Origin of the sequence: Enterobacter cloacae complex sp. IR5401, assembly GCF_049238425.1 — a bacterium.
Classification (GTDB): Bacteria; Pseudomonadota; Gammaproteobacteria; order Enterobacterales; family Enterobacteriaceae; genus Enterobacter; species Enterobacter hormaechei_C.
This window is the reverse complement of sequence record NZ_JBMKHN010000003.1, coordinates 178,982-193,469: the sequence shown is the minus strand read 5'-3', so window position 1 is coordinate 193,469 and position 14,488 is coordinate 178,982. Positions and strand designations below refer to the sequence as shown.

The window sequence follows — 14,488 nt, the reverse complement described above, 5'->3', positions numbered from 1 at the left end:
AATCATGAAACAGTATCTTGAATTGATGAAAAAAGTGCTCGACGAGGGCACGCCGAAAAACGACCGCACCGGCACCGGTACGCTCTCCATTTTTGGCCACCAGATGCGCTTCAATCTGCGAGAAGGCTTTCCTCTGGTGACAACGAAGCGCTGCCATTTGCGCTCGATCATTCATGAACTGCTCTGGTTCCTGCAAGGCGATACCAACGTTGCTTATCTACATGAAAACAATGTCTCCATCTGGGACGAGTGGGCAGATGAGAACGGCGACCTGGGTCCGGTCTACGGCAAGCAATGGCGCGCGTGGCCTACCCCGGACGGCCGCCATATCGACCAGATCACGACCGTCATAAACCAGCTGAAAAATGATCCGGACTCGCGCCGTATCATTGTCTCTGCCTGGAACGTGGGTGAACTGGATAAAATGGCGCTGGCGCCTTGCCACGCGTTTTTCCAGTTTTACGTGGCGGACGGCAAGCTCTCCTGCCAGCTCTATCAACGCTCCTGCGACGTGTTCCTCGGCCTGCCGTTTAACATCGCCAGCTACGCGCTGTTGGTGCACATGATGGCGCAGCAGTGCGATCTTGAAGTGGGCGATTTTGTCTGGACGGGCGGTGATACCCACCTCTACAGCAATCATATGGAACAGACGCATCTCCAGCTGACGCGCGAACCGCGTGCATTGCCGAAGCTGGTGATCAAACGTAAACCGGACTCGATCTTCGATTACCGTTTTGATGATTTCGAGATTGAGGGTTACGACCCGCATCCCGGCATTAAAGCTCCTGTCGCCATCTGATACGGCAAATCCTGACACAACCGGTGCTCTTTAGCGCCGGTTTTTTTTCACGCCCGTTTTGTTTTTCGAGCCTGTTTCCAGAGATGATGCAACGCGTTGCAACGGGTGAAATTCTCCTGAAAGCGGCTCGTAAAGTTCTGGTTTGACGCTCGCACCGTTTCTGCTATTCCTCCACACTCCCGCCATGAAAAACGAACAAGGCTTTACGCTTATCGAAACCCTTATCGCCGTTTCGCTGGCAGTGATCCTCAGCGCCACAGGACTCTATGGCTGGGACAGCTGGCAGCAGCGGCAGCGGCTTTGGCAAACCGCCTGCCAGGTGCGGGATTACCTGGTGTTTTTGCGCAATGACGCCAACCGTCACAACAGCGAGCACAGGATCGCGCTGTATAACGACGGTGAAAAGAACTGTCTGACCAGTTCAGCGGTGACCGGTTGTGACAGCGGCGGACCGTTCGTGATGAAGCCGATGTGGCCAGGGGTCACGATAAGCGACATAACACCTGCGCTGGGATTTTACGGTTTAAGAGATACCGCGTGGGCCGGACATATCCGGGTGCAGAGCCGCGCTGGTGGGTGGTGGGTTATTGTCTCAAATGGCGGACGTATCAGGCTGTGTAATGCCGCAGGAGAAGGTGCATGCCAGTAAATCGAAAAGGGTTTTCCCTGCTGGAAGTGCTGATTGCGATGACGATAAGCAGCATTCTGTTACTCAGCACGTCACGTTTTTTACCGGGGCTACAGCGGGGGGTTTTACTGCAATCCGGGCAGCAGGAGCTGGAGGATGAGGTCTGGCAACGTCTGTTCGCGGTCGGTAAACAGTTTCAGAGAGCAGGATACTGTGCAGGGCATTGCCAGGGACAGGGGATGATCATCGGCAGGCAAGGACGATGTGCGATTGTGCAATGGGATGCGAACAGCAACGGCCAGTGGGATAGCACCGCGTCGGAAAACGACAGTACGGGATTCCGGCTTGAGTCCGGATCGCTTGAAACGCTGCGGGGCGCCACATCCTGTGACGGTAAGGGATGGGATAAGCTCACCGACCCGGATCGGGTCCTGATAGAGCAATTTATGGTCACTAAAACCGATCGTGCTGGCTTTGCGCCGGTCATCAGTATCGAGCTGCGTGCCCGCCGTAAAGGTGAACTGACCGCCCCCTTTTCGGCTCGCCATACCGTAACGGGGTTTAATCTGTGAATCGTCAGCGGGGCATGTCATCGCTGGCGCTGGTCCTGCTATTGCTGGTGCTCGGCACGCTGATCCTCACCGGATTAAATCAGCAGTTGCAAACCTTTAGCACGCTGGTAAGTGGCGAGAGTTTGTCTGTTCGCCAGCAGGCTGCCGTGCAATCTGCACTGGAGTGGGGGCGCGTTCAGGAATGGGCTTTACAGCCAGAGGTTCAGTGCAAACAGACACAGCGTTTGCGGGTCTGTGTAAGGCTGTTTGGGGAGCGTGTTTTGCTTATTGCCGGCAATGACGATCTGTTGCTATGGCAAGGCGGGGACATCGCGGAAGGGCAGATACGCTTTTCCGCCCACGGCTGGAGTGATTTCTGCCCCCTTAAGGAAAGTACGCTATGTCAGTTACCCTGAGCAGACAAAAAGGATTTAGCATGGTTGAGGTTTTGCTGGCAATGATGTTGCTGGTTGTGGTTGTGACGGCGTTATCCGGATATCATCGCGCGCTGGCAGCCCGGTATGCGGCGCTTAGCCAGTATCGTCAGCTATGGCATCATGCGTGGAATCAATCGCAGATCTCAACATTAACGCTCCCGCCGGGCTGGCAAGTCAGTCGGGGGCAGACAACACAGTCCGGATGTGTCAGCATCACGGTCACACTTATTTCTCCTATGGGGCGGCAGGGCGCGTTAACGCGTCTGCACTGCCCGGTTAGCCGCTAGTCGGGAGCGTTTATGCTAAGGGTTTACCACTCAAATCGTCTGGATGTGCTGGAAGCACTGATGGAGTATATCGTTGAGCAAGAGCGTCTTGACGATCCGTTTGAGCCAGAAATGGTGCTGGTGCAGAGCACCGGTATGGCGCAGTGGCTGCAAATGTCCCTTTCGCAGAAATTTGGCATTGCGGCGAACATCGATTTTCCGCTGCCCGCGAGCTTTATCTGGGAGATGTTTGTTCGCGTCCTGCCGGACATCCCTGAGCAGAGCGCCTTCAACAAACAAAGCATGGCCTGGAAACTGATGACGCTGCTGCCGGACATGCTGGCGCGTGATGAGTTTGCCATGCTGCGGCACTACCTGAATGACGACACCGACAAGCGTAAACTTTTCCAGCTGGCCTCACGTACTGCCGACCTCTATGACCAGTATCTGGTTTACCGTGCAGACTGGCTGATTCGCTGGGAAGCGGGAGAATTAGTCGATGGGTTACCGGAAGCGCAAATCTGGCAGGCGCCGCTCTGGAAAGCGCTGGTCGAGCATACCGGGAAACTCGGTCAGCCTAAGTGGCACCGTGCTAACTTGTACGATCGCTTTATCTCGATACTTGAGAACAGCGCAGAACGGCCAGCCCGTTTGCCGTCACGCGTGTTCATTTGCGGTATCTCCGCGTTGCCGCCTGTCTACCTGAACGCGCTAAAAGCGCTCGGTAAGCACACTGATATCCATATCCTCTTTACCAACCCGTGTCGGCACTATTGGGGGGATATTCAGGATCCGCGCTGGCTTTCACGGCTGGTCACCCGTCAGAGAAAACGTCTCTTTGAAGAACGCGCGGTGCCGCTGTTTAAAGACAGTGAAAACGCGGCGCAGCTTTTTGATGAAGAGGGGATTCAGAACCTGCCGAACCCGCTGCTTGCCTCGTGGGGCAAGCTCGGACGTGACTATATTTATCTGCTTTCAGATATCACCTCCTCGGGAGAAGGAGATGTGGATGCGTTTGCCGATATTACGCCGGATAGCCTGCTGCACAATATTCAGCTTGATATTCTGGATTTAGAGAACCGTGCCGTTGCCGGGATCACTGCCGAGGAGTTTGCGCGAAGCGATAAGAAGCGAAAACTGGATCCTGACGATCGTAGTATCGCGATCCACGTTTGTCACAGCCCACAGCGTGAAGTTGAAATTCTTCATGACCGCCTGCTGGCCATGTTGCAGGACGACCCAACCCTGACACCGCGCGATATCGTGGTGATGGTGGCGGATATCGACAGCTACAGCCCGTTTATTCAGGCGGTATTTGGCAGCGCAACGGGCGACCGCTATCTGCCCTACGCAATCTCTGACCGTCGCGCTCGTCAGTCACACCCGGCGCTACAGGCCTTTATCAGCCTGCTTTCGCTGCCTGATAGCCGGTTTATCTCTGAGGATGTGCTGGCACTGCTGGATGTGCCAGTTCTGGCCGCACGTTTCAACATTAACGAAGAGGGGTTGCGCTATCTGCGCCAGTGGGTCAACGAATCCGGTGTCCGCTGGGGTATCGACGATGATAACGTCCAGGAGTTCGAACTGCCAGCAACCGGCCAGCATACCTGGCAGTTTGGGCTGACGCGCATGCTGCTGGGGTATGCAATGGAGAGCATCCACGGCGAATGGAATGACGTGCTGCCGTACGATGAATCCAGTGGGTTGATCGCGGAACTGGTTGGTCACTTAGCCTCGCTGCTTATGCAGCTCAACCGCTGGCGCCGTGCATTGATGCAGCCCCGCCCGCTCGAAGAGTGGCTGCCAGTTTGCCGCGAAATGCTGAATGATTTCTTCCTGCCGGACAGCGAAACTGAAGCCGCCATGGCGCTTATCGAGAAGCAGTGGCAGGCCATCGTTGATGAAGGGGTTAATTCGCACTATCACGAGGCGGTTCCCCTTTCGCTTCTGCGTGATGAGCTGACGCAACGTCTCGATCAGGAGCGCATCAGCCAGCGCTTCCTTGCGGGGCCGGTGAATATTTGTACCCTGATGCCAATGCGTTCAATCCCGTTCAAAGTGGTCTGTCTGCTTGGCATGAACGACGGTATTTATCCGCGTGCGCTGCCGCCTCTGGGCTTTGATCTTATGAGCGCACAACCGAAGCGGGGTGACCGCAGCCGCCGCGATGATGACCGTTATCTCTTCCTTGAGGCGCTGATGTCTGCGCAAAGCAGGCTTTATATCAGCTATATCGGACGTTCAATTCAGGATAACAGCGAGCGTTTCCCGTCTGTGCTGGTGCAGGAGCTAGTGGACTACATTGGACAGAGCCACTATCTGCCGGGCGATGAAGCCTGCAACTGCGACGAAAGCGAACGTCGGGTGATAGCGCATATCACTTGCCACCATAGCCGTATGCCGTTCGATCCTGTCAACTACGTTCCTGATGAACTGCAAAGCTATGCCCGCGAGTGGCTTCCCGCCGCGAAGAAAGCGGGGACGCCGCAAACCGATTTTATTCAGGCGCTCGAACCGCGCGCTATAGACACCCTCACGTTTGAGCAGCTACAGCGCTTTTGGGCACACCCGGTTCGGGCGTTTTTCCAGCAACGCTTGCAGGTGAATTTCCGCTCTGAAGAGAGCGAAATCCCCGATGCGGAACCGTTTATTCTTGATGGGCTGGAGCGTTTTAAGCTTAATTCCCAGCTTCTGAATGCGCTGGTTGACGAAGAAGACGCCAGTAAACTGTTTCGACGTTACAGGGCGTCGGGATTACTTCCGTATGGTGCATTCGGCGAAATCGTCTGGGATGCCCAGTGCGAGGAGATGCGAGCGCTAGCTGACCGCGTTATCGCGTGTCGGCAGCCGGCGAGCAGCATTGAAATCGATCTCGATTGTAACGGTATGCACCTTAGCGGCTGGCTCACGCACGTGCAGTCTGACGGGCTGCTGCGTTGGCGCCCATCCATGCTCAGCGTTTCACATGGCCTGCAACTCTGGCTCGAACATCTTGTCTACAGTGCGAGTGGTCACGAAGGTGAAAGCCGGTTGTTTGTACGTAAGGACGGCGAATGGCGCTTCCCGCGGATGGAGCCTGAGCAGGCGTTGACGTACCTGTCGCTTTATATTGAAGGTTACCGTCAGGGCATGAACAAACCCCTGCTTTTGCTGCCTGAAAGTGGGGGGGCATGGATAAAAGCCTGTTATGACGCGCAGAATGATGCCATGTTAACGGATGAGGCTTCGCTCCAGAAAGCGCGCAGCAAGTTTTTGCAGGCCTACGAAGGGAACATGATGGTACGTGGCGAAGGTGACGATGTCTGGTATCAACGTTTATGGCGAACGCTGGAGCCAGAATATTTCGACATTATCACCCAGGAGGCGCAACGCTACCTGTTACCGTTATACAAATTTAATCAGTCCTGAGTGCTGTATAAAAATTGCGCAGTATGAGGTGTTCATTTATGATGCACCTCTTATCACGGACTGATGTACCCAAAGAAAGAGATGCTGGCGTGTCCAGCACGCACGTTGTTAATGATGTAGCCGTGATAAAGAGGTCGTAATGCCAGGCAGCACCTTGTTCAAAGCGTTTGTTTTGTTTATCGCCCTTTGGGCTCCCGTCACACAGGCCGATTCCGGTTGGCAACCTGTCAAGGAAACAATCCGTAAGAGCGATAAGGACACCCGTCAGTATCAGGCGATTCGTCTTGATAACGGGATGACCGTACTGCTGGTTTCCGATCCTCAGGCGGTGAAATCGCTCTCCGCGCTGGTTGTGCCGGTGGGTTCGCTGGAAGATCCTGACGCCCATCCGGGACTGGCGCACTACCTTGAGCACATGACGCTGATGGGATCTAAAAAATACCCACAGCCTGACAGCCTGTCCGAATTTCTGAAAATGCATGGCGGTAGCCACAACGCCAGTACCGCGCCGTATCGCACCGCGTTTTACCTGGAAGTGGAAAATGATGCGCTTGATGGGGCGGTGGACCGTCTGGCGGATGCCATCGCCGCACCGCTGCTGGATAAAAAATACGCTGACCGTGAACGTAATGCCGTGAACGCCGAACTGACGATGGCGCGCACGCGAGACGGTATGCGCATGGCGCAGGTTAGTGCTGAAACCATCAATCCGGCGCACCCGGGTTCGCGCTTCTCAGGCGGCAACCTTGAAACGTTGAGCGACAAGCCAGGTAGCCCGGTGCTCGATGCGCTGCATGCGTTTCGTGAAAAATACTATTCCGCCAATCTGATGAAAGCGGTTATCTACAGCAATAAACCGTTGCCGACGCTGGCAAACATGGCCGCGCAGACCTACGGCAGGGTGCCAAATAAAAATATCGATCTGCCGCAGATTAACGTGCCAGTTGTCACGGACGCGCAAAAAGGCATTGTTATTCACTATGTGCCGGCCTTGCCGCGCAAGGTGTTACGCGTTGAATTCCGTATTGATAACAACACGGCGCAGTTCCGCAGCAAAACCGACGAGCTGGTGACGTATCTTATCGGCAACCGCAGCCCGGGTACGCTCTCCGACTGGCTGCAAAAGCAGGGGCTGGTGGAAGGTATTCGCGCTGACTCCGATCCCGTTGTAAATGGGAATAGCGGCGTGCTGGCCATCTCCGCGACGCTGACCGATAAAGGGCTGGCTCACCGGGACGACGTCGTTGCGGCCATTTTCAGTTACCTCTCTCTGCTGCGCGACAAAGGCGTCGATAAACGCTACTTTGACGAGCTGGCGCATGTGCTGGATCTCGATTTCCGCTATCCCTCTATCACGCGTGATATGGACTACGTTGAGTGGCTGGCAGATACCATGATCCGCGTGCCGGTGGAACATACGCTGGATGCGGTAAATATTGCCGACCAGTTTGACGCCGGAGCGCTCAAAGCGCGTCTGGCGATGATGACTCCGCAGAATGCCCGCGTCTGGTATATCAGCCCGAACGAACCGCATAACAAAATGGCCTACTTCGTTGATGCCCCGTATCAGGTTGAAAAAATCAGCGAACAGACCTTCGCGGGCTGGCAGAAAAAGGCGGGGGAAATTGCGCTGAAGTTACCGGAGCTTAACCCCTACATTCCGGACGATTTCTCGCTGATCAAACCCGCAAAGGCGTATCCGCACCCGGAGCTGATTGTTGATGAGCCGACGCTGCGCGTGGTCTACACCCCAAGCCGCTATTTCGCCGACGAGCCAAAAGCGGATGTCAGCGTGGTGCTGCGTAACCCCAAAGCAATGGACAGCGCCAGAAACCAGGTGCTGTTTGCGCTTAACGATTATCTGGCCGGTATTGCCCTCGATCAGCTCAGCAACCAGGCTGCCGTTGGTGGTATCAGTTTCTCCACCAACGCCAATAACGGCCTGATGGTGAATGCCAACGGCTATACCCAGCGTTTGCCGCAGCTGTTCCAGGCGCTGCTGGACGGTTATTTCAGCTATACGCCTACGGAAGAACAGCTCGAGCAGGCTAAGTCCTGGTATGCCCAGATGATGGATTCTGCCGAGAAGGGTAAAGCCTACGATCAGGCGATTATGCCAGCACAGATGCTGTCGCAAATTCCGTACTTCCAGCGCGAAGATCGCCGCGCGATATTGCCCTCAGTCACCTTAAAAGAGGTGCTGGCTTACCGTGATGCGCTGAAAACCAATACCCGTCCGGAGTTCCTGGTTGTAGGGAATATGAGCGAAGATCAGGCTAAAACGCTGGCGCAAAACGTCCGTGCGCAACTGGGTTCAAAAGGCGATGAGTGGTGCCGTAACCAGGATGTGCTGGTAGAGAAAAAGCAGAACGTGATCTTCGAAAAAGCGGGAAGCAGCACGGATTCCGCGCTGGCCGCGGTGTTTGTCCCTGTCGGTTATGACGAATTTACCAGCTCTGCCCAGAGTGCGGTGCTTGGTCAAATTATTCAGCCGTGGTTTTACAACCAGCTGCGCACCGAAGAGCAGCTGGGCTATGCGGTGTTCGCTTTCTCCATGAATGTGGGCCGTCAGTGGGGGCTGGGCTTCCTTCTGCAAAGCAGTGACAAGCAACCCGCTTACCTGTGGCAGCGTTATCAGGCGTTCTTCCCGCAGGCGGAAGCAAAACTGCGCGCCATGAAGCCGGAAGAGTTTGCCCAAATCCAGCAGGCGGTTATCGCCCAGGTGATGCAACCGCCGCAGACGCTGGGTGAAGAGACCTCGCAGCTGAGCAAAGATTTTGATCGCGGTAATATGAAATTTGATTCGCGTGATAAAATAGTGGCCGAAATAAAACAGCTGACGCCACAAAAGGTTGCCGATTTCTTCCATCAGGCGGTAGTAAAACCGCAGGGTATGGCCATCCTGTCTCAGGTTTCTGGCAGCCAGAACGGGAAAACGGACTACGTAAAATCAAAAGAGTGGACCGTCTGGAAGAGCGTCAGCGCGCTGCAACAAACAATGCCCTGGAGTAAGAAAGAATGACCCATACCGCTGAGCCGCTTGATCCCCTAAGTTTACCTCTACAGGGTGAACGACTGATTGAAGCCTCAGCGGGAACGGGAAAAACCTATACCATCGCCGCGCTATATCTGCGTCTGCTGTTGGGGCTCGGCGGCAACGCCGCTTTTTCGCGCCCGTTAAGCGTGGAAGAGCTGCTGGTGGTAACCTTCACCGAAGCGGCCACTGCCGAGCTGCGTGGCCGTATTCGCAGCAACATTCATGAGCTGCGCATTGCCTGTCTGCGTCAGACGACGGATAACCCCCTCTACGCGAGCCTGCTGGACGAGATTGCGGATAAGCAACAGGCTGCGCAATGGCTGCTGCTGGCCGAACGGCAAATGGATGAAGCGTCCGTCTTCACCATTCACGGTTTTTGTCAGCGCATGCTGAGCCTGAATGCGTTTGAATCCGGCATGCTCTTTGAGCAGCAGCTTATTGAAGATGAATCCGAGCTTCGCTATCAGGCCTGTGCGGATTTCTGGCGTCGACACTGTTATCCGTTGCAGCGCGACATTGCCGAAGCGGTTCACGCCCTGTGGAAAGGTCCGGAAGAGCTTCTTCGCGCCATCGACCGTTACCTGCAAGGCGAGGCGCCGGTCATTAAATCTCCTCCGCCTGCCGATGAAACGCTGGCCTCGCGCCATGAAAAGATCGTCGCCAAAATTACCGCGCTTAAGCAGAAGTGGAATGAGTCGGTTGGTGAAATTGATGCAATCATCGAAAACTCAGGCATCGACAGACGCAAGTTCAACCGTGGGAACCAGGGGAAGTGGATCGAAAAGATCAGCGCCTGGGCCCAGGAGGAGACGCGGGGCTACCAGCTTCCGGACGCACTGGAAAAATTTTCGCAGCGCTTTTTGACCGAGCGAACCAAAGCCGACGGTATTGTGCCTGAGCATCCCCTGTTTGTGGCGATTGAAGCGCTGCTTGCGGAGCCATTAACGCTCAATGACCTGATGATCACCCGCGCCATGACGGAGATCCGCCAGGCCGTCGCGCGCGAAAAACGTCGCCGGGGCGAGCTGGGGTTTGATGACATGCTGAGCCGCCTGGACGAAGCCCTGTCCAGCGAGAATGGTGAAGCGCTCGCCAGCGCGATCCGTACCCGTTTTCCGGTGGCGATGATTGACGAATTTCAGGACACCGACCCCCAGCAGTACCGCATTTTTCGCCGCATCTGGCGACAGCAGCCCGACACTGCCCTGTTGTTGATTGGCGACCCTAAACAGGCGATTTACGCCTTCCGTGGGGCAGATATCTTCACCTATATGAAAGCCCGTAGTGAAGTTGTCGCGCATTACACGTTAGACACCAACTGGCGTTCCGCTCCGGGGATGGTTGAGAGCGTCAATGCGCTGTTCAGCCGTATGGAGACGGCGTTCATGTTCAAGGAAATCCCTTTTCTGCCGGTGAAATCCGCCCCAAAAAACGCATCCCTGCGCTTCGAAGTCAGTGGCGCGGAGCAGCCCGCCATGACCTTCTGGCTGCTTGAAGGGGAAGGCTATGGCGTTGCTGATTATCAGGCGGCGATGGCCCAGCACTGCGCCGCGCAAATCCGTGACTGGCTGAGCGCAGGCAACCGCGGCGAGGCGCTGCTGTGGAAGGGGGAACAGGCAAATCCTGTTAAAGCCTCTGATATTACCGTGCTGGTGCGCAGTCGTCAGGAAGCGGCGTTAATCCGCGATGCGCTAACATTGCTGGATATTCCGTCAGTGTATCTCTCTAACCGTGACAGCGTGTTCGACACGCTGGAAGCCCAGGAAATGCTCTGGCTGCTTCAGGCGGTACTGGCGCCGGAGCGCGAAAATACGCTTCGAAGCGCGCTGGCCAGCTCTATGCTGGGGTTGAACGCGCGCGATATTGATGAGCTCAACCATGACGAAAACGCATGGGATGCGGTGGTTGAAGAGTTTGTCCATTACCGTGAACGCTGGCAAAAACGCGGCGTCATGGCGATGCTGCGCGAATTGATGACGCGGCGTCAGATTGCCGAAAATATGCTGGCGTCATCCGGCGGTGAAAGGCGTCTTACCGATATTTTACACATCAGCGAACTGTTGCAGGAAGCCGGCACCCAGCTTGAAAGTGAACATGCCCTCGTGCGCTGGCTGGCGCAGCAAATCGCGGATCCAAACAGTAACGCCTCAAGCCAGCAGATGCGTCTTGAGAGCGATAAGCATCTGGTGCAAATCGTCACCATTCACAAATCGAAAGGTCTCGAGTATCCGCTGGTCTGGCTGCCCTTTATCGCCAACTACCGCGTTCAGGATCAGGCCTATTATCATGACCGCGAGACTTTCGATGCGGTGCTCGATCTCAGCAAGGCGGAAACCAGCGTTGAGCTGGCGGAAGCGGAGCGTCTGGCGGAGGATTTGCGCCTGCTTTACGTGGCGCTGACCCGTTCTGTCTGGCATTGCAGCCTGGGCGTCGCGCCGGTTTTCCGCCGTCGCGGGGAAAAAACAGGGGAGAGCGATTTCCATTTAAGCGCCTTAGGGCGGCTTATTCAGCGTGGTGAGCCAAAAGATGCGGCGGGGTTGCGCCTCTGTATTGAGTCGCTTTGCGGAGACGATATCGCCCTGCATATCCCTTCTCTGCCAGACAACAGCCGCTGGGAAATGGCGCAAGAGCCCGTGACCGATCTTAACGCGCGCCAGATCACACGGGTGCTTGCCGACGACTGGCGCGTCACCAGCTATTCTGGCCTGCAACAGCAAGGGCAAAGTATTGCGCAGGATCTCATGCCGAAGCTGGACGTGGATGCCGCAGGGGTAGGCGATGTTCCGGTTGAACCGACGTTAACTCCGCATCAGTTCCCACGCGGCGCGTCGCCGGGCACCTTTTTGCACAGCCTTTTTGAAGAGCTTGATTTCACCCAGCCTGTCAGTGAGGAGTGGGTGCTGAAGATGTTGCAGAGCGGAGGCTATGACGCGCACTGGCAGCCCGTTCTCACTGACTGGATCAACGCCATTTTGCAAGCGCCGCTGACGGCGCAGGGCTTCTCTCTTCGCCAGTTAACGGCCAAAAATAAGCAGGTTGAGATGGAGTTTTATCTGCCCGTCGCAGGCCCGCTTAAGGCCGACGCGCTCGATGCGCTTATCCGTCAGTACGATCCGCTGTCAGCCGGTTGCCCGCCGCTGAACTTCCGTCAGGTGCAGGGCATGCTGAAAGGGTTTATCGACCTGGTCTTCCGTCACGAAGGACGGTACTACCTGCTGGATTACAAATCAAACTGGCTGGGCGAGAACAGCGCAGCCTATACCCAGCAGGCGATGGCGGCCGCCATGCAAATGCATCGCTACGATCTGCAATATCAGCTCTATACCCTGGCGCTGCACCGCTATTTGCGCCACCGTATTGCGGATTACCGCTACGACGATCATTTTGGCGGCGTCATCTACCTGTTCCTGCGCGGGGTTGACGCTGCCGATCCGCGCTCCGGGATCTTCAGCACTCGTCCGGATGCGGAATTGATTAATAAAATGGATAACCTGTTTGCAGCAAACACGGAGGAGATGGCATGACGATGCAGGACTTATTGCTGGATGCGGTAGAGCAACGCGTGCTGCGTCAGCTGGACGTGCAGTTTGCCATGATGATTGCCGCTGACCAGCCCGCCGTGATGCTTGCCGCTGCCCTGTTGAGTAAAGATGCCGGAGAGGGGCATGTGTGTCTGCCGCTCTCGCGTCTGGTGGTTGACGAGAAAATGCCGCCTGTCCTCCAGTCCTGCTTTGCGCTGCTGGGAGATAAGGTGGACTGGCAGAAAATCTTGCGGGAATCGTCAGCCGTTGGGCCGGGAGACAACCAGGCACCGCTGATCCTGACGGGGGAGCGCTTATACCTGAACCGCCTGTGGCGAAATGAACTGACGGTAGCGCGTTTCTTTAGTGAGACCAATGCGCCGCTTCCCTGCGACGAAGCACAGCTTCGCCAGACGCTGGACAGGCTGTTTGACTCCGGTGAGGACACAGACTGGCAGAAAGTGGCGGCGGCCGTCGCCCTGACGCGGCGGATCTCGGTGATATCCGGCGGCCCGGGTACGGGGAAAACAACGACCGTCGCAAAGCTGCTGGCAGCCCTGATACAGCTTTCAGGAGAGCAGCGATGCCGTATTCGTCTGGCGGCGCCCACCGGGAAGGCTGCGGCGCGTCTGACCGAATCACTGGGCGGCGCGATGCAACAGCTGCCGCTCACTCAGGAGCAGCTTGCGCTTTTCCCGGGTGAAGCAAGTACTCTGCACCGTCTGCTCGGCGCGCAGCCGGGTAGCCAGCGGCTGCGCTACCATGCGGGTAATCCGCTGCATCTGGACGTGCTGGTGGTGGATGAAGCCTCCATGATCGACCTGACCATGATGTCGCGCCTGATTGATGCTCTGCCACCCCATGCGCGGGTGGTTTTCCTGGGCGATCGCGACCAGCTCGCCTCTGTAGAAGCCGGGGCGGTGCTGGGAGATATCTGTACCTACGCCAGTTACGGTTATACCGCCGCGCGGGCGCAGGAGCTCGCCCGTCTGACCGGTTGCTCGCTTGAACCCGATCACACGCCGATCGCGGGCGCACTGCGTGACAGCCTCTGCCTGCTGCAAAAAAGCTACCGTTTCGGTAGCGACTCCGGCATCGGCCAGCTGGCTGCGGCGGTCAACCGTGGCGACAGGCACGCCACGCGCACGGTGTTTGACGGTACCTTCACTGACATTGAAAAGAAATCGCTGCAAAGCGGGGAAGAGTATCAGGCTATGCTTGAGGAGGCTCTCCAGGGATACCAGCATTTTCTGAGCTGCGTGCAGCAGCGCAGTCAGCCCGGACAGGTCATCGCCGCATTTGGCGAATACCAGCTTCTGTGCGCATTGCGGGAAGGGCCGTTTGGCGTCACGGGCCTGAACGACAGGCTGGAGCAGTTGCTGGTGAAGAAACGCAAAATTAACCGTCAGCTGCATTCGCGATGGTATGAAGGCCGGCCAGTGATGATCTCCCGCAACGACAGTGCGCTGGGGCTGTTCAACGGGGATATCGGCATTGCGCTCGATCGCGGTAACGGTCTGCGCGTCTGGTTCCAGCTACCGGACGGTAGCGTGAAGTCCGTCCAGCCCAGCCGCCTGCCAGAGCATGAAACGGCATGGGCGATGACGGTACATAAATCTCAGGGCTCCGAGTTCAACCATGCGGCGCTGATCCTGCCGACACAGCTGTCGCCGGTAGTGACCCGCGAACTGGTCTACACAGCCATTACCCGTGCGCGCCAGCGCCTGTCGCTGTATGCGGATGAGCGCGTGTTGAGTCAGGCGATTGCCACCCGTACCGAGCGCAGAAGCGGATTAAGCGCGATATTTGAATCTGTCTGAGTGAACACCCTCTCCAACAGG

9 protein-coding genes are annotated in these 14,488 nt (G+C 56.4%); all 9 read left to right on the top strand.

Annotated features, from left to right (window positions below; genetic code table 11):
* Window positions 1–4 precede the first annotated feature (4 nt).
* The 9 genes from thyA to recD all read left to right on the top strand — a co-directional run bounded on the left by thyA (window position 5) and on the right by recD (window position 14,467).
* Window positions 5–799: a thymidylate synthase gene (thyA, locus tag ACOTX1_RS06490; RefSeq protein ID WP_023314769.1), complete on the top strand. Its 795-nt coding sequence runs from the start codon at window positions 5–7 to the stop codon at window positions 797–799.
* Between the two features lie 184 nt (window positions 800–983).
* On the top strand, window positions 984–1,448 hold the full coding sequence (locus ACOTX1_RS06485) for a prepilin peptidase-dependent protein (RefSeq protein WP_023314768.1): 465 nt from the start codon (window positions 984–986) through the stop codon (window positions 1,446–1,448).
* A complete protein-coding gene (locus tag ACOTX1_RS06480; RefSeq protein ID WP_003862779.1) occupies window positions 1,439–1,999 on the top strand; it encodes a prepilin peptidase-dependent protein in 561 nt (186 codons plus the stop codon). The genes ACOTX1_RS06485 and ACOTX1_RS06480 overlap by 10 nt, the downstream gene beginning before the upstream one ends.
* Complete coding sequence (locus ACOTX1_RS06475) at window positions 1,996–2,394, top strand: DUF2509 family protein (RefSeq protein ID WP_003862778.1); 399 nt, start codon at window positions 1,996–1,998, stop codon at window positions 2,392–2,394. The genes ACOTX1_RS06480 and ACOTX1_RS06475 overlap by 4 nt, the downstream gene beginning before the upstream one ends.
* The gene (locus tag ACOTX1_RS06470; RefSeq protein WP_003862776.1) at window positions 2,379–2,702 is read left to right on the top strand and encodes a prepilin-type N-terminal cleavage/methylation domain-containing protein; all 324 of its coding nucleotides are present in this window, start codon (window positions 2,379–2,381) and stop codon (window positions 2,700–2,702) included. The genes ACOTX1_RS06475 and ACOTX1_RS06470 overlap by 16 nt, the downstream gene beginning before the upstream one ends.
* 12 nt (window positions 2,703–2,714) lie before the next feature.
* Entirely contained in the window at window positions 2,715–6,089 is a 3,375-nt protein-coding gene (gene recC / locus ACOTX1_RS06465) for an exodeoxyribonuclease V subunit gamma (RefSeq protein ID WP_003862774.1), read from the top strand.
* 139 nt (window positions 6,090–6,228) lie between these two features.
* Window positions 6,229–9,111 carry a pitrilysin gene (gene ptrA / locus ACOTX1_RS06460; RefSeq protein WP_023314767.1) on the top strand — a complete coding sequence of 961 codons (2,883 nt, stop codon included), beginning with the start codon at window positions 6,229–6,231 and terminating at the stop codon, window positions 9,109–9,111.
* Complete coding sequence (gene recB / locus ACOTX1_RS06455; protein WP_023314766.1) at window positions 9,108–12,650, top strand: exodeoxyribonuclease V subunit beta; 3,543 nt, start codon at window positions 9,108–9,110, stop codon at window positions 12,648–12,650. Before ptrA ends, recB begins: the two co-directional genes overlap by 4 nt.
* Window positions 12,647–14,467 carry an exodeoxyribonuclease V subunit alpha gene (gene recD / locus ACOTX1_RS06450; protein WP_023314765.1) on the top strand — a complete coding sequence of 607 codons (1,821 nt, stop codon included), beginning with the start codon at window positions 12,647–12,649 and terminating at the stop codon, window positions 14,465–14,467. The genes recB and recD overlap by 4 nt, the downstream gene beginning before the upstream one ends.
* Window positions 14,468–14,488 lie beyond the last annotated feature (21 nt).